The organism is Massilia niastensis DSM 21313, from assembly GCF_000382345.1.
GTDB classification, from domain to species: Bacteria; Pseudomonadota; Gammaproteobacteria; order Burkholderiales; family Burkholderiaceae_D; genus Telluria; species Telluria niastensis.
This window is the reverse complement of record NZ_KB908089.1, coordinates 1-24,576: the sequence shown is the minus strand read 5'-3', so window position 1 is coordinate 24,576 and position 24,576 is coordinate 1. Positions and strand designations below refer to the sequence as shown.

20 protein-coding genes are annotated in these 24,576 nt (G+C 68.4%); 6 read left to right on the top strand and 14 right to left on the bottom strand.

Features of this window, described 5'->3' with window-relative positions; genetic code table 11:
• Positions 1-14: 14 nt before the first annotated feature.
• The 8 genes from H162_RS30540 to H162_RS0110235 form a co-directional block, all read right to left on the bottom strand.
• Entirely contained in the window at positions 15-413 is a 399-nt protein-coding gene (locus H162_RS30540; protein WP_051109912.1) for a helix-turn-helix domain-containing protein, read from the bottom strand.
• Positions 414-525: 112 nt separating this feature from the next.
• On the bottom strand, positions 526-1,158 hold the full coding sequence (locus H162_RS0110265) for a response regulator (RefSeq protein ID WP_020653375.1): 633 nt from the start codon (positions 1,156-1,158) through the stop codon (positions 526-528).
• On the bottom strand, positions 1,133-4,222 hold the full coding sequence (locus tag H162_RS30535) for a sensor histidine kinase (protein ID WP_020653374.1): 3,090 nt from the start codon (positions 4,220-4,222) through the stop codon (positions 1,133-1,135). Before H162_RS30535 ends, H162_RS0110265 begins: the two co-directional genes overlap by 26 nt.
• Before the next feature lie 34 nt (positions 4,223-4,256).
• The gene (locus H162_RS0110255; protein ID WP_020653373.1) at positions 4,257-4,814 is read right to left on the bottom strand and encodes a TMEM175 family protein; all 558 of its coding nucleotides are present in this window, start codon (positions 4,812-4,814) and stop codon (positions 4,257-4,259) included.
• The gene (locus H162_RS0110250) at positions 4,811-5,491 is read right to left on the bottom strand and encodes a YoaK family protein (RefSeq protein ID WP_020653372.1); all 681 of its coding nucleotides are present in this window, start codon (positions 5,489-5,491) and stop codon (positions 4,811-4,813) included. Before H162_RS0110250 ends, H162_RS0110255 begins: the two co-directional genes overlap by 4 nt.
• Position 5,492: 1 nt before the next feature.
• Positions 5,493-7,367, bottom strand: a complete 1,875-nt coding sequence (locus tag H162_RS0110245; RefSeq protein WP_020653371.1) for an amidohydrolase — start codon at positions 7,365-7,367, stop codon at positions 5,493-5,495.
• A 104-nt stretch (positions 7,368-7,471) separates the two neighbouring features.
• Positions 7,472-8,158, bottom strand: coding sequence for a hydrolase (locus H162_RS0110240; protein WP_020653370.1), 687 nt, complete (start codon positions 8,156-8,158; stop codon positions 7,472-7,474).
• Between the two features lie 62 nt (positions 8,159-8,220).
• Entirely contained in the window at positions 8,221-8,499 is a 279-nt protein-coding gene (locus H162_RS0110235; protein ID WP_020653369.1) for a XapX domain-containing protein, read from the bottom strand.
• A gap of 168 nt (positions 8,500-8,667) precedes the next feature.
• Between H162_RS0110235 and H162_RS0110230 the strand changes: the two genes are divergently transcribed.
• Positions 8,668-9,582 carry a LysR substrate-binding domain-containing protein gene (locus tag H162_RS0110230; protein ID WP_020653368.1) on the top strand — a complete coding sequence of 305 codons (915 nt, stop codon included), beginning with the start codon at positions 8,668-8,670 and terminating at the stop codon, positions 9,580-9,582.
• 370 nt (positions 9,583-9,952) lie between these two features.
• Here the strand turns inward: H162_RS0110230 and H162_RS0110225 are convergent, their stop codons facing one another.
• Together H162_RS0110225 and H162_RS0110220 are read right to left on the bottom strand one after the other, a co-directional pair.
• On the bottom strand, positions 9,953-10,336 hold the full coding sequence (locus H162_RS0110225; RefSeq protein ID WP_020653367.1) for an OsmC family protein: 384 nt from the start codon (positions 10,334-10,336) through the stop codon (positions 9,953-9,955).
• Positions 10,337-10,392: 56 nt separating this feature from the next.
• Positions 10,393-11,094, bottom strand: a complete 702-nt coding sequence (locus H162_RS0110220) for a pirin family protein (RefSeq protein WP_026354479.1) — start codon at positions 11,092-11,094, stop codon at positions 10,393-10,395.
• Positions 11,095-11,553: 459 nt separating this feature from the next.
• Here H162_RS0110220 and H162_RS0110215 point away from each other — a divergent pair, with 459 nt between their 5' ends.
• The 4 genes from H162_RS0110215 (at position 11,554) to H162_RS30525 (ending at position 16,149) form a co-directional block, all read left to right on the top strand.
• Positions 11,554-11,937: a response regulator transcription factor gene (locus H162_RS0110215; protein WP_020653365.1), complete on the top strand. Its 384-nt coding sequence runs from the start codon at positions 11,554-11,556 to the stop codon at positions 11,935-11,937.
• Between the two features lie 14 nt (positions 11,938-11,951).
• On the top strand, positions 11,952-14,009 hold the full coding sequence (locus tag H162_RS32620) for a putative bifunctional diguanylate cyclase/phosphodiesterase (protein ID WP_020653364.1): 2,058 nt from the start codon (positions 11,952-11,954) through the stop codon (positions 14,007-14,009).
• Between the two features lie 102 nt (positions 14,010-14,111).
• Positions 14,112-14,243 (top strand): hypothetical protein, encoded by a 132-nt coding sequence (locus H162_RS35550; protein ID WP_020653363.1) that lies wholly within the window; start codon positions 14,112-14,114, stop codon positions 14,241-14,243.
• Between the two features lie 25 nt (positions 14,244-14,268).
• A complete protein-coding gene (locus tag H162_RS30525; protein ID WP_020653362.1) occupies positions 14,269-16,149 on the top strand; it encodes a putative bifunctional diguanylate cyclase/phosphodiesterase in 1,881 nt (626 codons plus the stop codon).
• A gap of 7 nt (positions 16,150-16,156) precedes the next feature.
• Here H162_RS30525 and H162_RS30520 read toward each other — a convergent pair whose 3' ends face one another.
• The 4 genes from H162_RS30520 to H162_RS0110180 all read right to left on the bottom strand — a co-directional run bounded on the left by H162_RS30520 (position 16,157) and on the right by H162_RS0110180 (position 21,533).
• Positions 16,157-17,419 (bottom strand): MFS transporter, encoded by a 1,263-nt coding sequence (locus H162_RS30520; RefSeq protein WP_020653361.1) that lies wholly within the window; start codon positions 17,417-17,419, stop codon positions 16,157-16,159.
• A 65-nt stretch (positions 17,420-17,484) separates the two neighbouring features.
• Entirely contained in the window at positions 17,485-18,138 is a 654-nt protein-coding gene (gene pgmB / locus H162_RS0110190; RefSeq protein ID WP_229452005.1) for a beta-phosphoglucomutase, read from the bottom strand.
• The gene (locus H162_RS0110185; protein ID WP_020653359.1) at positions 18,135-20,450 is read right to left on the bottom strand and encodes a glycoside hydrolase family 65 protein; all 2,316 of its coding nucleotides are present in this window, start codon (positions 20,448-20,450) and stop codon (positions 18,135-18,137) included. Before H162_RS0110185 ends, pgmB begins: the two co-directional genes overlap by 4 nt.
• A gap of 60 nt (positions 20,451-20,510) precedes the next feature.
• Positions 20,511-21,533: a LacI family DNA-binding transcriptional regulator gene (locus H162_RS0110180; protein WP_040787027.1), complete on the bottom strand. Its 1,023-nt coding sequence runs from the start codon at positions 21,531-21,533 to the stop codon at positions 20,511-20,513.
• 212 nt (positions 21,534-21,745) lie between these two features.
• Between H162_RS0110180 and H162_RS0110175 the strand changes: the two genes are divergently transcribed.
• Positions 21,746-24,247 (top strand): TonB-dependent receptor, encoded by a 2,502-nt coding sequence (locus tag H162_RS0110175; RefSeq protein WP_020653357.1) that lies wholly within the window; start codon positions 21,746-21,748, stop codon positions 24,245-24,247.
• The last annotated feature ends 329 nt before the right edge of the window (positions 24,248-24,576 follow it).

Here is a 24,576-nt window from a genome sequence, read left to right as displayed (position 1 = left end):
CGTTCGACAGCCCCTCAGGCGGCCTGCTGGCGCCGCCAGGCCTGCGGCGAGAGTCCGATCACCTCATGGAAGGTCCGGGTGAAATGCGAATGGTCGCAAAAGCCGTGGGCATGGGCGATCGCGGTCAGCGGCTCGTTCGACGCCAGCATGGCGTCGCAGGCCGCCGCAAGCCGGCGCCGGATCACGTAGACGCGCGGCGGCACGCCGACGCTGTGCTTGAAGGCGCGGGTGAAGTGGCTGACGCTCAATCCGAGCCTGGCGGCCAGGCTGCCGGTGCGCAGCGTGGCGCCGAGGTTGGCGTCGATGTAGTCGGTGACCTGCTTGACCTGCCAGTATGGCAGGCCGCCGGCAAGAGCCGGTGGCGGGCGCACCGTCGCCGGCACGGATGCCGGATGCAAGGGCGCGATATGCACGTGCTTCCTCCATGGTGAGCGGAACAGGAATCGTTCCGGTCACCATGTTGCAGTGCCCCGCGCAAGCTGAAAAGACGACTTCGAAGCAGGAACCGGTAACACGAAAGTGTCATTAGATTTCCAGGAAGCCACGTTCAATGCCGATGGTCACCGCATGGGTGCGGTTGTTCGCGCCCAGCTTTTCCATGATGCGGCGCATATGCCCCTTGACCGTGTCCTCGGACAGGCCGAGGTCGGCCCCGATCTGCTTGTTGCCGCGGCCGCGCGCAATCAGCTCCAGCACCTCGAGTTCGCGCACCGTCAGCGACTCCTGGCCCAGGTGGTTGGCCAGTTCGGCGGCGACCTGGGGCGGAAAGTAGCGCCGGCCGGCCGCCAGCTCGCGGATCGCGTCGGTGAGTTCCTTGCGCAGCGTGCTCTTGAGCAGGTAAGCCTGGGCGCCGGCCTTGATCGCCTGCATCGCGCGCGCGTCGCCGCGGTAGGTGGTCAGGATCGCCAGGCAGGCCTGCGGGAATTCCGCGCGGATCGCCTGGATCGCTTCCATCCCGTTCAGGCCGGGCATCTGCAGGTCGACCAGGGTGACGTCCGGCCGCAGCGCGCGGTACAGGGCCACCGCCTCATGGCCGTCGGCGGCCTCGCCCACCACCCGCATGTCGGGCTGGCTGGCGATCACGGCGGCGATGCCCTCGCGCATGAGCGGGTGGTCGTCGGCGACCAGGATGCTAATCGGGGAATTGTTGGTGTTCACGGTATGCCTCCTTGTTGTTCCTGCCGAACAGGCGCCAGCCGCCGCGCCCTCCGGTCCGGCGCGCGTACGCCCGCGCCGCCGGCACCGTCAGCAGCACTTCGCTGCCCTGGTCCGGGACGCCGCGCACGCGCAGCGTCGCGCCGATATCGCCGGCGCGTTCGTACATGCCGCGCACGCCCCAGTGGTCCAGCCGCCCCTGCGGTCCCGCATGGCCGGCGTCGATGCCGCGGCCGTCGTCGCGCACCGCCAGCCGCAGCTCGCGCGGCGCATACTCGATCACGACCCGCACCGTGCACGCCCGCGCATGCGCGAACGCGTTCGCGAGCGCCTCCTGGCCGATACAGAAGGCCTGGTCGCGCACCCCCTCGCACAGCGGACGCGGCGCGCCCTGCGTCTCCAGCACGAAACGCGCCTCGCGTCCGGCCGCCAGCCCGGCGCCGCTGGCCGCCAGGGCCTCGTCCAGGCGCGTGCCTTCGCCCGGCACGGTGCGCAGCGCGCGCACCCGGTCGCGTCCTTCGGCCAGCACCTCGTCGGCGCGGTCCAGCACGCGCTCGATTTCCACGCGCGCCGGATTGCCGCGCTCGAGGGAGTTGGCGATCACCTGGAAGCGCAGCTGCAGGCCGGTCACCCCCTGCAACAGCGTGTCGTGCAGCTCGCGGGCGATGCGCTCGCGCTCGCGCTGCCGCTCCGCAAAGCCCTGGCGCAACTGGCGGGCGGCGCGGCGCAGGTTGGCGCGGTACAGCAGCCACAGCCCGACGGCCCCGAGGGTCGCGGCGAGGGCCACGAATTGCGGACGGCGCCAGAATACCTGCTCGATGTCGAATGCATGGCGGGCCTCGCTGTCGCTCGGCGCGCCCTCCTCGTTATGGGCCAGCACCCGGAAGGTGTAGCGTCCCGCCGGCAGTCCGGTATAGACGGCTTCGCGCTGGCGCCCGGCATCATGCCATGCCTTGTCGTAACCGTCGAGCCGGTAGCGGAAATTCAGGCGCTCGGGCGCCGACAGGCTGGGCGCCGTGTACTCGAACACCACGCGCCGGGTGTCCGGGCCAAAACGTCCCGCCGCGTCGGGGCGCATGCGGGCGCCGTCCACGCTGACCGCTTCGATCGACACCACCGGTCCCGCCACCGCCGGCGTCGCCCGCGACGGGTCGATCCAGGCCACGCCGGCGCTGGCCGAGAACCACAGGCGCCCGTCGCCGGTCCGCACCGCGGTCGGCAGCGGCAGGACCTGGTAGGGATCGTTCGCCAGCCCGCCCATCAGGTCGTAGGAACGGTAACGCACCCGGTACCCGGCTTCGCGCTGGGCGCGGCGCAGTTCCGCCGCCTCGAGCTGGAAGATGCCGGAGCGGGACTGGATCCACAGGTCGGTGCCGGCGGGTCCCGGGACCGGAACGATCGCATAGATATTCTCGAACAGGCCGTTCGCGGGCAGCGCCAGCGGCCGGTAGAGCCCGGCCTCGATCGCGCCCATCCCGTGCTGGCCGCCGAGCCAGGTCCGCCCGTCCTCGTGGCCGATCGCCGTCACATGGCCCAGCGCCAGGCCGTCTGCGGGACCCCAGCGGCGCTCACCGGCGCCGCCAAGCGCGACCACCAGGTTGTCGCGGTAGCCGAACCACAGGCCGCCGTCCGCATCGCTGGACGCCACCACCGGCATGCGCTGGCTCGCCAGCGCCGAAGGCGGCGCCAGCGCCTGCCAGCGTCCGTCACGCAGGCGGAACAGCCCGTAGCGGTTGATCGAGACCCACAGCGCGCCGTCGCGGCCGCGCGCCAGCGCGCGCACCGCCGACTCGGTGGCGCCGGCGCTCGGCAGCGCCGCCACGTGCACCAGGCGCGCGCCTTCCGAGCGCCAGATCCCGCCCGGGCCGCCCATCCAGACCGTGCCCTGGGCGTCGGTGGCGGCCGCCGTGACCGGGCCCGGCATGGCCAGGGTGCGCACGGCGCCGGAAGCATCCAGGCGCAGCGCCGGGCCGTTGCCGGGTCCCGCCCACAGGCTGCCCTCCGGGCCGGGCGCGAGCGCGACATTCACGGTCTCGCGCGGCAGCCCGGCCGGGATCAGGGTGCGCGGGCGGAAGCGGTCCAGGCCAGCCGTGGTCCCGGTCCACAGGTTGCCCTCGTGGTCGGCGTACAGCTTCCAGACGAAGTCGCCCGACAGGCCGGCGCCCGCGCCGAAGCGCTCCGCCGCCGCCAGCGCGTCCAGTCCGGTCGGGCGCGCCAGGTAGCGCAAGCCCTTGCCCGAGGTGCCGATCCACAGCCCGCCGGCGCGGTCGAACACCATGCCGGTCGACGCCAGCCCGGCCTCCAGCGAAGCGGCCCGCGCGCGGCCGTCCGCGAGCACGACCCGGTGCACCCGGCCGCGATGGCGCTCGGTCAGCCAGATCGCGCCGTCGGGAGCCTGGGCGATCTGGCTGGTCCACTGCGTGTCCAGTCCCGCATCGATGAAACGGCGCCCGCCCTCGGGCAGGAAGAACAGGCGTTCGTGGCTGGCCGCCCACACCACGCCTCCGCGGTCGGTGAACACGACGCGCGCCTTGCGGTCGGGCAAACCCCAGCTGGCATCCAGGATCTGCCAGCGCGCCCCGTCGTAGCGCGCCAGTCCATCGTCGAACGCGGCCCAGATCGCGCCGCTGCGATCGCGCGCGAGCGCATACACCGCGCCTTCGGGCAGGCCGGCATCGATGCCGAAGGCGGCGATGACGCCGGCCCGGACGCGGCACACGCCGCCGTAGCGCAGGCCGACCCACAGGTCGTCGCCGTCGGCCAGCAGCGCCGAGACGATGTTCAGGGTGTTGCGGCCGGGCGGCTCGACGCGCTCGAAGCGCGCGCCGTCGAAACGGACCAGGGAATCGTTGGTGCCCAGCCAGAGGAAGCCGTCGCGGGTCTGGACGATCGCGCCGACCTGGCTCGGACCGCCGTCGGCGGCGATCCAGCGGCGGTGCTCGAGCCGGTCGAGGGCGCTCACCCCGGCCCATGCGCGGGAAGGCAGCGCAAACATCAGCATCAGCGCCAGCGCCAGGCCGACGATCTGGCGCGGCCGGCAACCGGCCCGGCACCATCGCTGCATCATGCCTCCTCCCTGTTCCAGCACCCGTGCGGCGGGCCTAGGCGCGCGACTCCCGGATGTCGGGCCTGATCCAGACGATCGCCAGGATCACGTGGATGATCGGGCCCAGCGGCGCGTACCACAGCGACAGCAGCACCGCGAGCGAATACAGCACGATCGACAGCTGGTTCTTGCGGTTGCGCCAGGATAGCGTGTTGCCGGCCGCATTGGCCACGCCCAGCCGCCATGACAGCAGGATGAAGGAGATCGAGCACAGCAGAAGGATCACGCCGTACAGCGCCACCGGCACCGGCGCCATCGGATTCTCGCCGGCCCATGCGGTGACATAGGGAATCAGCGACATCCAGAACAGCAGGTGCAGGTTGGCCCACAATCCGGCGCCGTCCACGCGGGTCACGCGGTCGAGCAGCGCGTGGTGGTTGACCCAGTAGATCCCGACGTAGACGAAGCTGAGCAGGTAGCGCAGCCATCCCGGCAGGACCGAGGCCAGGTCCGCGGCGGTGGTCGAATGGGGAGGCTTCAGCTCCAGCACCATGATCGTGATGATGATCGCGATGACGCCGTCGCTGAAGGCCTCGAGCCGGGTTTTGTTCATTGGGCTTCACTGTCGGGTAACCACAGGTGCAAGCATAGTATCGCAATCGGCACGGCCAGCGCCACGAATCCCAGCGCAAGGAAGAGGAAGGCGGCGGCGGCGCAGCCCAGTGCGAACGCCAGCACCGGCCAGAAGAACTTGCCGCATCGCTTGGCGGTGGCCGCGTCGCCCGCCCCGCGCAGCTGGTCGACGCTGTCGATCACGAGCTGGGTGACGTTCCCGGTCATCATCGAGGTGGGCGCCAGGTCGGTCAGCAGCAGCTTGCTGGCCGCACTGTGGGCCCCCATCGCCGCCGTGCCGAGCAGGCCGGCGCTCATCGCCAGCGCGCCCACGGTCTTGCCCACCGGCTCGGCAAGCATGCCGCACACCATGAAGCCCGCCAGCAGCACCAGTTGCAGGAGATAGGAAGGCTTGCGCGCGGGTCGCCCGCTCCGCTCGCACGACGCCACCAGCAGCCGCGCCACCGCCACCCCGACGATGAAAGCCGGGAAGGCCAGCAGCTTGAGCAGCGACGGCGTCTGGCTCGGATCGGCCAGCGACACCGCAATCAGCACGAAGTTGCCGGTGACATGGGCCGTGAACAGGCCGAACAGGGCGATGAAGCCGAGGGTGTCGACATAGCCGGCGAGAAAGCCCATGCCGACACCCTGCAGGCGCTGCAGCTGTTGCGCCCTCATGTCAGAAGGCGAAGCAGCTGCAGCCCAGCGCCCCCCAGAAGGCGCCGAAGTCGGACACCGGCATCGACGACCTGCGCGCGCTGTCGTGCGCATGGGCGTGCACGCCGCAGGGGCCGCTGCACTGGTGTGCGAGCGCCGGCTGGGGCGCGGGTGCGGCGCGGCGCCAGTGGCCCGGCGTCTGCCGCACCGGCGACCATTCCGGCAGCACCGGGATCGGCGGCGGCCCGAGCGCGCTGAACTCGGCGGCGCCATGGACGATCTTGCCGCCGACCACGGTCAGCACCGACTCGATGGCCTTGATGTCCTCCTCGGCGACGCTGAAGAAGTCGGCGGACAGCACCGCCAGGTCGGCCAGCATGCCTTCCTGGATCCGGCCCTTGCGTCCCTGCTCGTTCGAGAACCAGGCGCTGCCCGCGGTCCACAGTTCGAGCGCGACCTGGCGCGGCAGCAGTCCGGCGCTGCCGTACAGCGGCAGGCCGCCGACGGTGCGGCCCGATACCAGCCAATACAGCGCGGTCCAGGGGTTGTAGCTGGCCACCCGGGTGGCGTCGGTGCCGCCGCCGACCGGCACGCCGGTATCCAGCATGCGCTTGACCGGCGGGGTCGTGCGCGCCGCCTCGGCGCCGTAGCGGTCGACGAAGTATTCGCCCTGGAAAGCCATGCGGTGCTGGATCGCGATCCCGCCGCCCAGGGCCTGCACGCGGTCGATGTTGCGCTGGGTGATGGTCTCGCAGTGGTCGAACATCCAGTGCAGGCCGTCGAACGGGATCTCGCGGTTCACCTTCTCGAACACGTCCAGCATGCGCGAGATCGATTCGTCATAGGTCGCGTGCAGGCGGAACGGCCAGCGCTGGCTGACCAGGTGGCGCACCACCTTTTCCAGCTCGTCCTCCATGCCCGGATCGAGGTCGGGACGCGGCTCGAGGAAGTCCTCGAAGTCGGCCGCCGAGAACACCAGCATCTCGCCGGCGCCGTTGTGGCGGTAGTGGTCGCTGCCCTGCCCCGGGCTGACCATGCCGGTCCAGCGCTCGAAGTCTTCCAGTTCCTTGCCCTTGTTCTGGGTGAACAGGTTGTAGGCGATGCGGATGGTCAGCTGGCCGGCGCGGTCGAGTTCCTCGACGACCGCGTAATCGTCGGGATAGTTCTGGTAGCCGCCGCCGGCGTCGATCGCGCTGGTCAGGCCCAGGCGGTTGAGTTCGCGCATGAACTGGCGCGTCGAGTTCACCTGCAGGTCATACGGCAGCTTCGGGCCCCTGGCCAGGGTCGCGTACAGGATCATGGCGTTCGGACGCGCGATCAGCATCCCGGTCGGGTTGCCGGCGCGGTCGCGCACGATCTCGGCGCCCGGCGGCTCCGGCGTGTCCTTCGTGTAGCCGACCGCGCGCAGGGCGGCGCGGTTGAGCAGCGCGCGGTCGTACAGGTGCAGGATGAACACCGGGGTATCGGGCGCCGCGGCATTGATCTCGTCGAGCGTCGGCAGGCGGCGCTCGGCGAACTGGAATTCGTTCCAGCCGCCCACCACGCGCACCCACTGCGGGTGCGGCGTGCGCGCGACCTGTTCCCTGAGCATGCGCAGCGCGTCGGCCAGCGACGGCACGCCCTCCCAGCGCAGCTCCAGGTTGTAGTTCAATCCGCCCCGGATCAGGTGCAGGTGCGAGTCGTTCAGGCCCGGGATGACGGTGCGCCCATTCAGGTCGATGACCTGGCTGCCTTCGCTGCGGAAGCGCATCACCTCGTCGGTGTCGCCCACGGCCAGGAAGCGTCCGTCCCGGATCGCGACCGCGCTCGCCTGCGGCTGCGCCCTGTCGACCGTGTGGAAGCATCCGTTGATGAGGATGAGCGCCGGCGCCGCGCCCTTGCTGTCCTGTGCTTGCATGTCTTTACTCCAGAGATGACCGGACGCCGAACGGCCCGGCGGTTGTGCGCCTGCCGGGGCAGGCGGCTCGCGCGCCCCGGCAGGATGGGACCGGCAATGCCCGGTCAGCGTGCCGGGACCGGCGCCAGCACTTCGTGCGTGCCCTGGGCGCGCGCGCCGGCCTTGTGCACCATGGTGTAGGCATAGTCCACGCCCATGCCGTAGGCGCCGGAGTGCTCGGTGACGATCTTCATCACGGCCTCGTAGGTGTCGCGGTGCGCCCAGTCGCGCTGCCACTCCAGCAGCACCTGCTGCCAGGTCATCGGCACCGCGCCGGCCTGCACCATGCGCTGCATCGCATAGTCGTGCGCATCCTTCGACGTGCCGCCCGAGGCGTCGGCCACCATGTAGATCTCGTACTCGCCTTCCAGCATGGCGCAGAGGGCGAAGGTGGTGTTGCAGACCTCGGTCCACAGGCCGGCCACGATCACCTTCTTGCGCCCGTTCTGCTTGAGCGCGTCACGTACTTTCTGGTCGTCCCACGAGTTCATCGAGGTACGCTCGAGGATCTGCTGTCCCGGGAACACATCCAGGATCTCCGGGTAGGTGTTGCCCGAGAACGATTCGGTCTCGACGGTGGTGATCACGGTCGGGATGCCGAACACCTTGGCGGCCTTGGCCAGGCCCACGACATTGTTCTTCAGGGTCTGGCGGTCGATCGACTGCACCCCGAAGGCCATCTGCGGCTGGTGGTCGATGATGATCAGCTGCGAATTCTGCGGGGTCAGGACTTCGAGTTTTGGATTGGTCATGGCTAGCTCTCCTCTGGTGATGATGGCCGCGGCGGCTTGCCGCGGCCGTTGGAAATGGCGGTTCAGCCGGGGCGCGTGCCGGCGCCGGGGTCGTCTTCATTGGGTGCGGTCTTGGCGGCCGGCTCGACGCCGGTGATCTTCGGCTGGCATTCGCTGGCGAACCAGGCCGCCGTCAGGGGCGCTCCCTCGATGACGCGCTTGGCCACCGGCACGATCTGTTCCCCGATCAGCATGCCCAGCAAGCCGACCAGGGCGATCGCCGGCGGCGCCGGGGACCGTACGTTGATCAGGCCGTAGATGATCCCCACGAGCACGCCGGCGCCTAGTGAAATCAGGTACATCGTCCACTCCTTGTCGTGCGGGCGCCGACCTCCGGCGCCCAATACGGAAAGTATCCGCCGGCCTCCGGCCGGGCGCTAGAATCAGATTGCTGTCCTCACCATGGGAAGACTTGGAGCGGCGCCCGCAAACCCGTTACCATGTGGCCACCCCGACAACAGGATACCGAATTGCTCAAGCTTAGCCTCGACGCCCTCCAGATCATCGAAACCATCGCCCGCAAGGGCTCGTTCGCCAGCGCCGCCAAGGAGCTGTTCCGCGTGCCCTCGACGATTTCGTACACCGTCTCCAAGCTCGAGGACGACCTGGGCGTGCGCCTGTTCGACCGCTTCGGCCCGAAGGTGGCCCTGACCGCCGCCGGCCGCGAACTGTTGAAGGAAGGCCGCTACCTGCTGCGCGCGGCGAGCGACCTCGAGTCGCGCGTGCGGCGCGTGGCCTCGGGCTGGGAAACCGAGATCGCGCTGGGGATGGACTCGATGCTGAGCGCCTCCGGCATCGAGGCCGACATCAAGGCCTTTTATGAAGTGGCCGACCAGACCCGCCTGCGGGTGGTGCGCGAATCGCTGTCGGGCACCTGGGATGCACTGCTGGACCGGCGCGTCGACCTGCTGGTGGGCGCCGCCGGCGAAGGTCCTTCGGGCGGCGGCTACACGGCCGAACCGATCGGCGCCAGCAGCTTCGTGTTCACGGTCGCGCCCTGTCATCCGCTGGCCGCGGTCGACCGGGCGCTGGACAAGGCCGACCTGCTGCCCTACCGGGCGGTGTCGGTGTCGGATTCGGCGCGCCTGCTGGGCGCACGCACGGTGGGCCTGCTGTTCGGCCAGGATACGCTGGCGGTGCCGGACATGGCGACCAAGTACGAATTCCAGGTGCGCGGTCTGGGTTTCGGTTTCCTGCCCGAGGCCTGGGCCCGTCCGGCGATCGCGCAGGGACTGCTGGTGGAAAAGAAGGTGGTCGAGCCGAAGGCCGACGAGACCTTCTACCTGGCCTGGCGCAGCGGCGAGGAAGGCGCGGCGCTGACCTGGTGGATCGAGCGGGTGCGTACCTGTTCGCCGTTTGCCCGGATGATTGCGCGCACCTGCTAGGCCTTCGTATTGATCGAGGGGTGTCGACACCGGGTTACCCGGCAGCCGGGGTTCGTCCTGCTCGCCGCAGTGTGGGCTGTGGGCCCCACTTTTCGTTAATTGCATTTTCCGCGCACCGGCGGCGGGTGGGCGGCGCCCCTCGTTCCGTTAATTGCGTTCCCGATGGGGGCGGCCGCAGGCACCATGCCGCTGCGTCGATGGCGATTCCCTGAAGGGAGCGGCCCCTCTTTCCGTTAATTGCATTCCCCCGAAGATGGATGGCGCGGCGCCCTCTTTCCGTTAATTGCGTTATTGGATGACATGCCTGCCCTACTCCCGCCGGGAGCGGCCCCGGGTCCGGATCCAGGCCCGGCGGCCGGGTGCAGGCCGCCTAGACGGCCTCGGTGTTGATCCGGATCGTGCCGGTCAGCGTCTTGTGGACCGGGCACTTGTTGGCGATCCCGGTCAGGCGCTCCCGCTCTTCCGCGCTCAGCGCGCCGATGTATTCGATATGGCGGTTCATCTCGTACGCCCCATCCTTGTCGTGGTGGCTGACGCTCACCCGGATATCCTCCAGCGCCATGCCCTTGCGCTTCGCATACAGCGTCACGGTCAGCGCGGTGCAGGCGGCCAGCGAGGCGGCCAGCAGGTCGTGCGGTTCCGGCCCGGTGTCCTCGCCGCCGATCGCCTCGGCGACGTCGGTCAGCAGCTGGTGCTTGCCGATCCGGATCACGTGCTGCATCTTTCCGGTACCACGCGCGATGGTCACTTCCATTGGTCACTCCTTGTCGTCGTTGCCGGCGGCGCAGGCGCGCCGCCGGGATGCAATGCCTACTGCGGCAGGTCGAACAGCAGCACTTCGGCCGCCTCGGCGCGGGCCAGCGTGACCGCCTGTTCATCGGCCAGCTTGAGCGCGTCGCCGCCGGCCAGCTCCACGCCGTTGACCGTGACCCGGCCGCGCACCACGTGGACGTAGGCCTGGCGGCCGGCGCGCAGCGCGTGGGTCAGCGCATCGTCGCCGTCGACGATGGCGGCGTAGATCTCGGCGTCCTGGCGCATCGACACCGAGCCGTCGCGGCCGTCGCTGGAAGCGATCAGGCGCAGGCGCCCGGCCTTGGACGCGGCGTCGAAGTGCTTTTCCTCGTAGCCCGGGGCCGCGCCGACGCTGTCCGGCTCGATCCAGATCTGCAGGAAGTGCACGCCTTCGGTCTTCGAGTGGTTGTACTCGCTGTGCACCACGCCGCTGCCCGCGCTCATGCGCTGGACGTCGCCGTAGCGCAGCACCGAACCGTTGCCCATGCTGTCCTTGTGCTCCAGCGCGCCGTCCAGCACATAGGAGATGATCTCCATGTCGCGGTGGCCGTGGGAGTCGAAGCCGCGGCCCGGCGCCACATTGTCTTCGTTGATCACCCGCAGCGGGCCGAACCCCATGTGCTTCGGATCGTAGTAGTGGCCGAAGGAAAAGGTGTGGCGGGATTTCAACCAGCCAAAGCTTGCAGCGCCGCGTTCGTTGCTTTTACGTACGTCCAACATGATGTGCTCCTTTCGTTATTCAGATCATCGAACACTTCGATCATCAGGTTCGCGCTTTCGCTGTTCCCTGCTTCCCGTGCTGTTCGATACGATGGAGCCATTATGCGCGTTCCTATTGGGGAAGAAAAACGGATAATTTACTGCCATATCATCGAAAATTTCGATCACCATCCCGGCGGACCCACCCCGGCTTGTCGCCCCGACCGGCTGCGCTCCCGCCCCTGGCGCCGGATGCGGGGATGATAGGCGGAGTGACCGAAGAACAACACTAGACATTGGTAAGGCCCGCCTGTTCCGGAGTTTGCACCGCGCGCGTTCCCCGCCGAGTCTGCTTCACCTATACTCGGTCGAAACAGGAGGGCCGCCGCCGCCCCCTCCCCAGCATGATTCCACCGACCGCAGTTCGGGATTATCCTGCCAGCATGAACGGGATATCCCCATCCTGACCGGGAGCCGCAGGTGCCAGAGCAGCGACGCATTTCGATCATCGACAGCGAGCAGATGCTGCGCCATGCGCTCGGCGGCCTGGTCCGCCCGGCCGGCTACGACGCCGGCCTGTACGAATCGGCCGAACAGTTCCTCGAGGCCGGCGCGGCCGACGCCAGCGCCCTCCTGATCACCGACGTCCAGTTGCCCGGCATGAGCGGCCTCGACCTGCAGGAGCGCCTGCGCCGCGACGGCCATCGCCTGCCGCTCATCTTCCTCACCGCCCTGGACGACGAAGCGCTGCGCAAGCGGGCTTTCGCGGGCGGCGCCAAATGTTTCCTGATCAAGCCTTTCGAAGGTGACATCATGATAAGATGCATCGAATTCGCCCTGTCCCAGGAACCCCAGATCTATTGAGACGCCACCGGTTCATGACCCGCATCTTTTCCTGGCCAAGCATCGATGACGCTCCCGTCGCACGCGGCGGACCGGGCATCGGCCGCCGCCTGCTGACGCTGTCGCAGCGCCTGGCGGCGCAGCGCTACCGGCCCGCCGTGTACGCGCTGCTGGCCACGGTGATCGGCTGCGGCATCGTGCTGTCGGTCATGATGGAACGCACCACCGCCCAGATCCGACTCCGCAGCGCGCCGCTGTTCGAGCACCAGGTGCCGCTGCTGGGCGAGCTGGCCCACCTCGAAGACGCGACCCAGCGCTATCACCACGCGATCAACCGGCTCGAAGGCCGGCGCGGCGCGGTCGAGCGCTTCCTGGAAACCGACGAAGCCTTCGGCGAAGACCTGACCCTCGGCCTGGCGCGCCTGCGCGAAGGCATGGGCGACGATCCCGAGGTGGCCCAGCTGCGCACCGTCGCCAGCCGCATCACGCGCGCCGGACCGCGCTATGCCCAGGCGCTGGCCGCGCAGCAGGCGCCGCGCCGCGCCGAGCGCACCATGCTGGCGGCGATCAACCGCGACCTGATCAAGCTGCGCGACACCATCCAGGTCCTGGAAGGACGGTCGCGCGCCGCCATCACCGCTTCCAGCAACGCGACCGAGGCCAGCGTGGCCGGCATCACGCGCATGGTCCACATGTTCAATGTGCTGTCCCTGCTGACGGCGATCTTCATGATGTACCACATCTGGGTGCGCTTCCGCTCCGAGGACGAACTCGCGCACCAGGCCGGCCACGATCCGCTCACCGGCCTGCCCGACCGCCGCACCTTCGAGCTGCGCCTGCAGGAACTGCCCGAGCAGCCCTACACCGTGGTGCTGGGCACCATCGACCGCTTCGGCGCGGTGGTCGGCGGCTATGGACACGGCTTCGGCGACCGCATGATCCAGAGCCTGGTGGCGCGCATCGACGCCACCGCCCAGCGCCATGGCGGCCAGGTGTTCCGCCTGGACGGGGCCAACATCGCCGTGCTGTACCGCCTGGCGCGCCACGACCCGGCGCTGGCCGATGCCACCGATGCGCTGCTGTGCAGCGTGCGCACCCCGTTCACCTGCGACAACCACGAACTGTTCTCCAGCCTGAGCCTGGGCGCGGCCGGCTTCCCGGACGACGGCATCACGCCCGGCGCCCTGCTGCGCAATGCCGACGCCGCCCTGCGCCAGGCGCGCCGCGCCGGCGGCGACCAGCTGCTCGCCTATTCGCGCGAACTGAACGCCCGCACCGAACACCGGCTCGGGCTGGAAGCCGGCCTGCGGCGGGCCATCGAGCGCGGCGAGCTGGAAGTGTATTACCAGCCCCAGCAATGCCTGTCGACCAATGCGCTGGTCGGCTTCGAAGCGCTGCTGCGCTGGCGCCACCGGGGCGAGATGGTGCCGCCTTCCGAGTTCATCCCGCTGGCCGAGGAAACCGGGCAGATCATCGCGCTCGGCAACTGGGTGCTGCGCCAGGTCTGCCAGCAGGCGGCCCTGTGGCAGCGCCTCGGCGCGCAGCCGCTGACCATCGCCGTCAACATCTCGCCGCGCCACTTCTCGCACGGCAGCTTCCTCGACAACGTCTGCCAGGCCCTGCACGCGAGCGGCGCGCGTCCCGACACCATCGAGCTCGAGATCACCGAAGGCGTGGTGTTCGCGGGCGGCGAGCGCGCGATCGATGTGCTGCGCGCGCTGCGCGAGCTGGGCCTGCAGCTGTCGATCGACGATTTCGGCACCGGCTATTCGAGCCTGGCTTACCTGAAGCGCTTCCCGATCCACAAGCTGAAGATCGACCAGTCCTTCGTGCGCCACCTCGCGCCCCACACCGGCGACGCCCAGATCGTGCAGGCCGTGATCGGCCTCGGCCACAACCTGGGCCTGTCGGTGATCGCCGAGGGGGTCGAGACCGAGCAGCAGTACGCCATGCTGCGCGGCTGGCGCTGCGACGAGATCCAGGGGCACTACTACGCCTTTCCGCTGAACGCGGCGGAGGCCACCGCCTTTATCGTCCAGGCCAGCATGGCGGGTGGCCATGCCGCGCCGGCGCCGGCGGCCCTGGCCGGCTGACAGGCGGCGGCCATGCGCGGCACAGGCTGCGCACCGAACGGAACGGCAGGCCAGGCCCGGATATGTTTTAATCCGTGGAATGAGCGTTTCATGGAGAGCAGAATGCAGAGGATGGAATCGCCGCGCCCCGCCCCGTCGTCCGAGCTCGACGAAGCCACCCTCGCCCGGGTGCGCGATGTGTTCGAGTACGCAGGCACAGGCCTGGCCGCAGCGCGCGGCGAGCCGCCGGCCTGAGCGCGCCGCATCTTCCCGGGACCCCATGGAACAACCACGCATACCCACCGACGAAGCGCAGCGCCTGGCGGCGCTGCACGCCACCAACCTGCTCGGCAGTTCACCGGAAGAGTCGTTCGACCGCATCACGCGGATGGCGAGCCGCCTGCTCGGGATGCCGATGTCCGTCATCTCGCTGGTCGACCGCGGCAACCAGTGGTTCAAGTCGCGCTGCGGCCTGAAGGAAACCTCGACCGGGCGCGACGTCTCGTTCTGCGGCCACGCCATCCTGAGCGACGAGCCGCTGGTGGTGCCCGATGCCGCCAACGACCCGCGCTTCTCCGACAATCCGCTGGTGACGGGCGGCCCGCGCGTGCGCTTCTACGCCGGGGTGCAGCTGTATTCGGTGGACCGGATGAAGCTGGGCACCCTGTGCGTCATGGACCGCCTGCCGCACCGGATCAGCGAGGCCGACCTCGACACCCTGCGCGACCTGGCGCGCATGGTGGAGCAGCTGATCTACCACCGCCAGCTGGCGATGGCGGCCCGGGCGCTGCACGAACAGCTCACCAGCAGCGCCGCCCGGGGGCAGCTGTCGCCCGCCGCGGGGCAAGTCGAATTCCTGCTCAACCACGACGTCCTGACCGGCCTGGCCAACCGCCATGCGCTGGTCCGCGCGATCCAGGACGGCATCGTCGGCTGGCGCGACCGCGCCGCCAGCGCCGTCGTCGCCTGCCTCAACCTGGACCGCTTCAAGCGCCTCAACGAGCTGCTCGGCCACCGCGCCGGCGACGAAGCCCTGGTGGCGATCACGCGCAGCCTGCAGGACCGCCTGCGCGAGGACGACATGCTGGCGCGCGCCGGCAACGACGAATTCGTCCTGCTCCTGAACGACGCCGGCGACGACAGGCAGGCCCGCGACCTCCTCGAGCGCCTGCTGCGCGCCGTGAACCGCCAGATCATCGCCGACGGCACCGAGATTTCGCTCACCTGCAGCATCGGCTACGCACGCTTCCCGGACGACGGCGAGGACGCCGATGCGCTGCTCAACAATGCGGTGCTGGCCATGCGCCATGCCAAGACCATGGGCGGCGGCACCATCCAGCCCTTCTCGAAGGACCTGCGCCAGGAACTGGGACGCCGGCTCACCCTGGAGAGCCACTTGCGGCGCGCCGCGGAGGCCGGAGAGCTGTTCCTGCAATACCAGCCGAAGATCGACCTCAGGCACGGACGGATCGCCGGCTTCGAGGCCCTGCTGCGCTGGCAGCATCCGGAATATGGCGTGCTCTCGCCGGACGAATTCGTGCCGATCGCCGAGGAAACCGGCCTCACGGTGCCGATCGGCGAATGGGCGATGCGCACCGTGGCGGCCCAGGTGGCCGCCTGGCGCGACGAAGGCCTGCCCGCGATTCCGGTGGCGGTGAACCTGTCGGCGCGCCAGTTCCTGCAGACCGACGTGGTCGCCACCGTCCAGGAGCTGCTGCGCACCGCCCGGATCGAGCCCGGCCTGCTGGAGCTCGAACTCACCGAAAGCGTGTCGATGGCCGATCCGGTGCGCAGCGAGATCGTGATGCGGCGCCTGCGCGAACTCGGGGTCACGCTCAGCATCGACGACTTCGGCACCGGCTACTCCAGTTTCGCCTACCTCAAGCGCCTGCCGATCGACAAGCTCAAGATCGACCGCTCCTTCATCCTGGACATGACCCAGAGCGCCGAATCGCTGGCGATCGTCCAGGCCATGATCGCGATGGCGCACCGCCTGCACCTGGTCGTGGTCGCCGAAGGCGTCGAGACCGCCGAACAGGTGGCGGCGCTGCGCAAGGCCGAGTGCGACCAGATCCAGGGATACTTCTTCTCGCGGCCGCTGCGCGCCAACGACTGCGGCGCCTACATCCGCGAGCACGCGATGCGCGGCGCCAGGCCTTGACGCCGCCTCAGGCGGCGCTGGCCGCCTGGGCCGGGCCCGCGCCCGCGCTGCGCTCGACCTGGCGCCGGAAGTAGAACAGCCCCACCAGCACCAGCGCAATCGGCACCAGGGTCAGGTAGAACGCGAACTGGCCGCTGAAGCGCCCGAACACGTAGCCCGTGATCAGGGAGCCGGTGGTGCCGCCCAGGGCCGAGAAGATCACCAGCAGGCCCGTCATCGGCGCGTGCTGGCGACGCGGCAGGGAACTGAGCATGACCGAATTGATGCCCGGGTAGATCGGCGCCATGAACAGGCCGATCAGCGGGAACACGAAGGCCGCCAGCGGCGCGCTGGTCCAGCTCACCTGCGGATCGTGGGCCACCCCGTGGCTCAGGGGCAGCGCCAGCAGGATGGTGGCGCCCATCGCCAGCACGCAGCCGACCATCACCGGAAACCAGTCCAGGCGGCGCATGATGTAGCCCGCCGACAGCCGGCCCACGGCCAGGCAGAAGGCGAAGATGCTGGTCACCTGCACGCTCATCGCAGCCGGCAGCTTGAGGATCTCGTTGTTGAAGGTCGGCAGCCAGGTGCCCACGCTCTGCTCGATCAGCACGTACAGGAAGGCGGTCAGCACGAACACGCACACCAGCGGACGCATGAACAGGCGCAGCATGTCGAGGAAGTCCTGCGCCGGGCCGCGGCTGGCCGCGGGCGCCGCCTCGCTCTCGTCGAAGCGGGTGAACAGCACCAGCACGAAGGTCAGCGCGCACAGCGCCGACAGCAGCCAGTAGACGTCCAGCCAGGCGTTCGAGGTCGGATCGTTCGATCCCATGAAATAACCGAAGATCCAGTAGGCGCTCAGGACCCCGATCATGAAGAAGCCTTCCAGGGTGTTCATGATGCCGGCGTGCTGCTTGCGGTCCTGAGCGACCAGGCCGACCGTGGTGTACACCGACACCTTGACCAGGGCGAAGGCCACGCCGGTGCACAGGAACAGCAGCTTGGCGGTGCCGAAGCCCGGGAACAGCGGCATGGCCAGGGTGGCGCAGGCGACGATCGCCAGGGCCACCAGCATCGCGCGCTTGTAGCCGAAGCGCGGCAGCATCGACGCGACCAGGAAGGATACGATCGCGATCGGCAGGTCCTTGAAGCCTTCGAGCACGCTGGCCGAGGACTTGTCGACGCCGTAGTTGTTCACCACCTGCAGGATCACCGTGCCCACGCTGTTGAGCAGGATGGCGAACATGAAGTAGATGAGGAATAGTGCCAGCAAAATGCGCCGTTTGTTCACGCTGTCTCCTTTGTTATAAGTGGTGTGCGTGCTGTAGGGTGGGTGGATTCCCGCCCACCCTACTGTCAGTAGTCTTCCAGCCTGAATTCCTGCATCGAAGCGATCACCCGGTCGGCCCGGGTCAGCACTTCGGGCCGCCCCACCCCGAGCGCGAACATGCCGGCGTCGCGGATCGACGCGATGCCCGCCACCGCATCCTCGACGCCCAGGCAGTCCGCCGGCGCGACGCCGAGCTGGCTGGCCGCCGTCAGGAAGATCTCCGGATGCGGCTTGCTGTTCGCGATCCGGGCCGCGTCGACCACGGTGTCGAAGCGGTCGCGGATCCCGAGCCGGTCGAGCACCGTGAAGGCATTCTTGCTGACCGAGGCCAGGCCGGTCTTCAGGCCGGCCGCGCGCACCGCGTCGAGGGCGCCCAGGGCGCCGGGCAGCAGGTCGGACGGCGTCATGGTCGAAATCAGTTCCTGGTAATGGCGGTTCTTGGCGTCGGCCAGCGCCAGCTTTTCCTCCGGCGTAAACGAGCGCGGGGCGCGCGCCAGGATCAGCTCGAGGGAGCCCATGCGGTCCACGCCCTTGAGCTGCTCGTTGAAGTCCTCGTCGAAGGGCGCGTCCACGGTGTCGGCCAGGCGCTTCCAGGCCAGGTAATGATAATGTGCGGTGTCGGTGATGACACCGTCGAGGTCGAAAATGACCGCCGTGAACCTGCTCATCCGTTTGCTCATGCCGCCTCCATGCGTGCCAGTGGTTCGGCGCGCGTCAGCCGCAGCGCCTTGTCGTAGTGGGTGAAAGCGATCTGCTCGCCGTCGACCAGGCGGTATTCGGCGCCCGCGCCGCTGACGCTCACCGCCAGCAGCGCGCCCTGCACGTGGACCTGGAAGCGGTAGCCCGTCCACTGCTGCGGCAGCCGTGGTGCGAAGCGCAGGCCCTCTTCGGACAGGCGCATGCCGCCGAAGCCGTAGGCGACGCCCAGCCAGGTGCCGGCCATCGCCGCCGTGTGCACGCCGTACTCGGTGTTGGCGTGGGTGTTGTCCAGGTCCAGGCGCGCGGTCTCCATGAAGTAGCGGTAGGCCTTGTCGTCGTAGCCCACTTCGCCGGCCACGATGCTGAAGATGCACGAGGAGAGCGAGGAATCGTGGGTGGTGACCGCCTCGTAGAAGTCGAAGTCGCGCCGCTTGTCGTCCAGCTTGAACTCCTCGGACAGCAGCAGCAGGGCCAGCACCACGTCGGCCTGCTTGCACACCTGGTGGCGGTAGATCACCAGCGGGTGGTAGTGCAGCAGCAGCGGGTACTTGTCGGCCGGGGTGGCGGCGAAGTCCCAGGGCTTCTTGCTCAGGAAGCTGTCGTCCTGCTCGTGGATGCCGAGCCGGGTGTCGTAGGGCAGGCGCATCGCGGCGCCGGCGGCGCGCCATGCGGCGATCTCGCTCTCCTCGAGTCCGATGGCGGCGGCAAGGCGCGCGTAGTCGCCGGGGCGCTCGGCGCGCAGGCGTTCGGCGATGTCGGCGGCGAAGCCCATGTGCATGCGCGCCATGGCGTTGGTGTAGTAGTTGTTGTTGACCACGGCCGTGTATTCGTCCGGACCGGTGACCGCGTTGATGCAGAAGCGCCCTTCGCGGTCGTAGCTGCCGACACCTAGCCAGATGCGCGCCGTCTCCAGCACGATCTCGGCGCCGTACTGCGCGATGAAGTCGAAGTCGCCGGTGGCGTTCAGGTACAGGCGGATCGAGTAGGCGACGTCGGCGTTGATGTGGTACTGGGCGGTGCCGGCCGGATAATAGGCCGAGCATTCCTCGCCCGCGATGGTGCGCCACGGGTAGAGCGCGCCCGTCGTGTGCGACATCTGGCGCGCCCGCTCGCGCGCCTTGGGCAGGCCGTTGTAGCGGTACTGCAGCAGCGCGCGCGCGATCTCGGGACGCGAGAACAGGAAGAAGGGGAACACGTAGATCTCGGTGTCCCAGAAATAATGGCCCTCGTAGCCTTCGCCGGTGACGCCCTTGGCCGCGATGTTGGTCTTGCCGTCGCGGCCGACCGATTGCAGCAGGTGGTACTGGTTGAAGCGCACGCCCTGCTGCAGCGCGTCGTCGCCCTCGATCGTCACGTCGGCTTCGCGCCAGAAGGTGTCGAGGTAGGCCTGCTGTTCCGCGACCAGGGTGGCGAAACCGTCGGCCGAGGCGCGCGCCAGTTCGGCGCGGGTGTGGACCGGCACCGCTTCCTCGTCCAGGTCGCGCGAGCTGACGTAGGCAATGAACTTGTGCACGACCAGGCTGTCGCCGGCGGCCAGCGTCGCCTCGAAGGCGCGGCCGTCCTCGATCGCGCTGGCCGCGATGCCCGCCACGCCGGCGGCGACGCATTCGATGCCGGTCGCCAGCAGGAAGCCGCTGTTGCGGGTGCGCTGCAGCAGCAGGGCGCCGCTCGCGCTGCCTTCACGCCGCACCGGGTGCAGCGCCGGGCCGGTGACGGCCGAACCCACGCGCGGATCGTCCCCGGCCTGCAGGTTGGTGACCTCGCTGTCGATCCGCGCTTCCAGGCGCACCGGGCCGCAGTCGGTCAGGGCGGTGACCCGGTACTCGATCGCCGCCACGTGCTTGCGGCCGAAGCAGACCAGGCGCCGGCTCTCGATCCGGACGCGCTGGCCGCCGCCCGCTTCCCACTCCACGCGCCGTTCCAGTACGCCGTGGCGGAAGTCGAGGCTGCGCTCGTAGGCAAGCACGCCGCGCTCGAGGCCGAAGCGTTCGCCGGCGACCGTCAGCTTGACGCACTTGGCGTTCGGCACGTTCAGCATGAACTCGTTGGTGCGCGCCAGGCCGTAGGCATTTTCGGGATAGTGGATGGCTTCGTTCTCGTAGAAGCCGTTCAGGTAAGTTCCCTCGAGCCCGGCGCCGCCGCCCTCCTCCTGGGTGCCGCGCATGCCGATATAGCCGTTTCCGAGCGCGAACAGGGTTTCATGCAGGAAGGCGCGCGCAGCGCCCGGCGCGGTTTCGCGGATACGCCACGGTTCGGGCGCTGGCTGGTCGATGACATCGATAACATTTCGCACTTCTGTTTCCTCGTTGTGGCCGCCTTCAGGACGGCGTTGGCCTGGGGTGATGGTCGGGGGTCAGGTCTGCCGCACGATCAGCGTCGTCGGCAGCATTTCGGATCGGGCGGGACGGTTCTCGATCAGGTCCAGCATCTTCCTGGCCAGCAGCACCCCGCCGTCGCGCAGGTACTGGTGCACGCTGGTCAGCGGCGGCACGAAGCTGGCGGCGCCGGGCGTGTCGTCGTAGCCGATGACGGAGATATCGTCCGGCACCCGCAGGCTGGCTTCGGTCAGGGCGCGGATCGCGCCCATCGCCAGCAGGTCGCTGGCGGCGAACAGGCCGTCGCAGGGATGGCCGGGCCTGGAGTGGCCCTGCTTGTTCAACAGGGTCGAGACGCAGTCGAAACCGGCTTCGAAGGTGAAGGCCTTGGGACGCAGGATGTGCACCGTGGCGCGCCCCGACAGTCCATCGATGAAGCCGGCGCAGCGCTCCTGCACCTCGGCGTGGTCGACGTCGCCCAGGAAGATCAGCTTGCGCCTTCCCTGCTCCAGGAAGCGCTCGGCGGCGCTGGCGCCGCCCTTGCGGTTGTCGCTGCCGACCACGATGTAGTCGCCGTCGCGCTCGGGCGCGCCCCAGACCACCAGGGGCAGGTTGGTCTGCTGCAGCGTGCGCACCGCTTCGCCGTGGGTGCCCTGGCCCAGCAGGATCAGGCCGTCGGCGCCCTGCACCGGCGCCGTATCCAGCAACTGCTTGGAGGTCAGCACCACGCTGTAGCCGGCGGTCGTCAATTCCTGGGTGATCCCGCCCAGCAGTTCGAGCGGATAGGGATCGGACATCGGGCGCCCCTTCACGGGCGTCATCTCGACCACCACCGCCACCGAGTAGGAACGGCGCATGCGCAGGTTGCGCGCACTGATATTGAAGCGGTAGCCCTGCTCGGCCGCCAGCTGGCGGATCTTCTCGCGCGTCTTCTCGGTCACCAGCGGGCTGTCGCGCAGCGCGCGCGACACCGTGATCGTGGAGACGCCGGCGAGTTTCGCCAGGTCTTCCATCGTCGGTGCGGTATCGCCTTTTGCCTTGTTGTGCTGTGCGGGTGCCATGCTGAAATCACTTTTTGACGTGGAACGCATTATGACAGACTTTTTTGTTTTGTCGACATTAAATGACATCGATAACAATGACGTTGACATCGATATCATTCTTTGCTTCAATGACACGTCTTTGCTTGTTGGATAGACATCCGTACAAGAACGTGCGGGATGGAGACGCCCGCCGGTAGCCGAATTTCAATGACAACAGAGAGCCTACTACGATGAAAACAACAGCCCAGTTCCCGCAACTGTCCGCCATCGCCCTGGCCGTCCTGGCCCTGGGTGCGCACTGCCAGGCCGTGGCCCAGGAGACCGGCGCGGCCCCGGCCACGGCCGCGCAAGCCGCACCCGCCCTGCCGACCGCGGTCGAGAAGGAAATCCAGCAGGTCGTCGTCACCGGCACCGCGTCGGCCAGCGGCACCCGCAAGATCGACGCCGCCTTCAGCATCACCACCGCCACCGAGGAACAGCTGCGGATGGCGGCGCCGACCAGCACCGCCGACATCATGAAGATCGTCCCGGGCGTGTACGCCGAATCCACCGGCGGCCAGTCGGGCGCCAACATCGAGGTGCGCGGCTTCCCCTCGGGCAGCGATTCGCCCTTCGTCTCGGTGCAGCTGAACGGCAACCCGATCTATCCGGTGCCGGTCCTGTCCTTCTTCGAAGGCTCGTCCTCGTTCCGCCTGGACGACACCATCGAGCGCGTCGAAGTGCTGCGCGGCGGCCCGAGCACCATCTATTCGGTCGGCCAGCCCGGCGCGACCATGAACTTCATCATGAAGAAAGGCGGCGACACGGCGGAAGGCAATATCCGCTTCACCGGTGGCACCGGCAACCTGCGCCGGGTCGACGGCGTCTACAGCGGCAAGCTCGCCGAAGGCTGGTACGGCATGATCGGCGGCTTCTACCGGATCACCGACGGCGTGCGCAAGTCGGGCTTCCCGGCCGACGACGGCGGCCAGCTCTCGGCCTCGCTGACCCGCAAGCTCGACCAGGGCGAGCTGACCCTGTACGCGCGCGCTACCGACGACAAGAATGCCTTCTACACCGGCGTGCCGCTGATCTCGTCGAACGAAGGCCGCTCGATCTCCGAGTTTCCGGGCTTCGATCCGCTTACCGGCACCCTGATGAGCAAGGAAATGCGCAATTTCACCGTCGAAGCCGGTCCGGGACGCACCCTGAACTACGACCTGGGCGATGGCCGCGGCCTGAAATCGACTGTGTTCGGCGCGGAATTCCAGCAGAACCTGAACGGCTGGCAAGTCTCGAACAAGGCCAACTACTTCGACGCCGACCTCAACACGATCGCCATGTTCACCGGTAACAATCCGCTGCGCGCGGGCGAGTACCTGTCCTCGGCCATCGCCGCGGCCAACGGCAACGCGGCCGCGCTGGCGGCGGCCGGCGGCGTCCTCGCCACGGGCGGCGCCATGACCTATGCGAACGGCGGCGGCGCCGTCGATCCGAACCAGCAGATCGTCCAGGCCGGCCTGTGGGCGGTCGAGAAGAAGCTGCGCTCCTTCACCGACGAGTTCCGGGTCAGCAGGGACATCGGCGCGGACCACACCCTGACCGCCGGCGCCTTCGTGGCGAACTACTCGTCGGACGACGTCTGGTTCCTCGGCAATAGCCACCTGATGACGGCCACCCCGCAGGCGCGCCTCGTCGACGTACGCCTGAACAATGGCGCCGTGGTCTCGAACAAGGGCAAGGAGGGCAATATCTTCTACGCGCCGGTCGCTTCCTACAACGGCGACAACACGGCCTTCTTCATTGCCGACGAATGGCGCCTGAGCGAGCGCATCAAGCTCGACGCCGGTTTCCGCCGCGAGAAGCAGCGCCTGAGCGCCTCGATCTCGAACCTGGGCACGGTCGATCCGGACAACAACCCGCTGACCCTGTACAACAACGGCACCTCGATGCCGAACGGCAGCTTCAGCGGCCTGTCGCGCGAGGATTCGGTGAATTCCTTCACCGTCGGCGGCCTGCTCAAGCTGACCCGCGACAGCAGCGTGTTCGTGCGCGCCAACCAGGGCCACACCTTCATCTACTTCGACGACATGCGCAACGCCGGCACCCAGGCCGTGCTGGACGACCGCTCGCGCGTGCCGACGCCGAAGGTCAAGCAGCTCGAAGTCGGCTTCAAGACCGCGACCCCGCTGTACAGCGCCTACGTGAACGCCTACTTCACCGACTTCACCGGCATCTCGTTCCAGCAGATCACCACCAGCGGCGTGCTGTACTCGGTGAGCGGTTCGGATGGCAAGGGCGTCGAGTTCGAACTGGCGCTGCGTCCGCTGGCCGGCCTGCAGCTGCAACTGAGCGGCAACTGGCAGGATTCCAAGTACAAGGACAATCCGGCGATCGAGGACAACCGCGTCCAGCGCCAGCCGAAGCTCCAGTACCGCTTCTCGCCGAGCTACCGGATCCCGGTGGGCGACAACAATGCGGTGCGCCTGTACGGCACCTATGCCCGCATCGGCGCGCGCTGGGCCGACCAGGCCAACCAGCAATACCTGCCGGCCTACGAGACGCTCGACCTGGGCGTGCTGGCCGAGCTGGGCGACAAGCTGGAGTTCCGCGTCAGCGCCACCAACGTCACCAACGAGCTGGGCCTGACCGAGGGCAACTCGCGCCTGACCGGCGGCAATGCGACCGGTCCGATCAATGCCCGCCCGCTGTTCGGCCGCGCGGTCGAGGTGTCGCTGAACTACCGCTTCTAGGCAGCAAAAAACCCGACCGCACCGGCCGGGCTTCGCAGTACTCTCCTCTTGGCGGGCCTCACGGTCCGCCTTTTTTTAGGTTCTTCACGGATTAGCGGGAAGTAACGCCAGAAAAGGGAAAGCGGTGAAGACGAGCTAGACTTGTTGTGCGACCAACAAAGAATGCTCATCCTCACCGCTTTCATGACGAATCATAATCTTGCCCTCCCGTTCTGGGAAGGGTTCTTTGCATCGAAATTGGAGCGCCGGCCGGGCGCAGTGTGGATCGATCTGCGCAGGGATCCTGCCGCCCCCATGGTGTGCAATGGCTGCGGCCATCACTGTCATCG

Coding starts and splice junctions, on each gene's coding strand:
- H162_RS0110220 (WP_026354479.1), bottom strand. CDS start 11,094: ATGTTGGACGTACGTAAAAGCAACGAACGCGGCGCTGCAAGCTTTGGC.
- H162_RS0110235 (WP_020653369.1), bottom strand. CDS start 8,499: ATGTACCTGATTTCACTAGGCGCCGGCGTGCTCGTGGGGATCATCTAC.
- H162_RS0110255 (WP_020653373.1), bottom strand. CDS start 4,814: ATGAACAAAACCCGGCTCGAGGCCTTCAGCGACGGCGTCATCGCGATC.
- H162_RS30525 (WP_020653362.1), top strand. CDS start 14,269: ATGGAACAACCACGCATACCCACCGACGAAGCGCAGCGCCTGGCGGCG.
- H162_RS0110175 (WP_020653357.1), top strand. CDS start 21,746: ATGAAAACAACAGCCCAGTTCCCGCAACTGTCCGCCATCGCCCTGGCC.
- H162_RS0110225 (WP_020653367.1), bottom strand. CDS start 10,336: ATGGAAGTGACCATCGCGCGTGGTACCGGAAAGATGCAGCACGTGATC.
- H162_RS0110245 (WP_020653371.1), bottom strand. CDS start 7,367: ATGCAAGCACAGGACAGCAAGGGCGCGGCGCCGGCGCTCATCCTCATC.
- H162_RS32620 (WP_020653364.1), top strand. CDS start 11,952: ATGACCCGCATCTTTTCCTGGCCAAGCATCGATGACGCTCCCGTCGCA.
- pgmB (WP_229452005.1), bottom strand. CDS start 18,138: ATGAGCAAACGGATGAGCAGGTTCACGGCGGTCATTTTCGACCTCGAC.
- H162_RS0110240 (WP_020653370.1), bottom strand. CDS start 8,158: ATGACCAATCCAAAACTCGAAGTCCTGACCCCGCAGAATTCGCAGCTG.
- H162_RS35550 (WP_020653363.1), top strand. CDS start 14,112: ATGCAGAGGATGGAATCGCCGCGCCCCGCCCCGTCGTCCGAGCTCGAC.
- H162_RS0110250 (WP_020653372.1), bottom strand. CDS start 5,491: ATGAGGGCGCAACAGCTGCAGCGCCTGCAGGGTGTCGGCATGGGCTTT.
- H162_RS30535 (WP_020653374.1), bottom strand. CDS start 4,222: ATGATGCAGCGATGGTGCCGGGCCGGTTGCCGGCCGCGCCAGATCGTC.
- H162_RS0110180 (WP_040787027.1), bottom strand. CDS start 21,533: ATGGCACCCGCACAGCACAACAAGGCAAAAGGCGATACCGCACCGACG.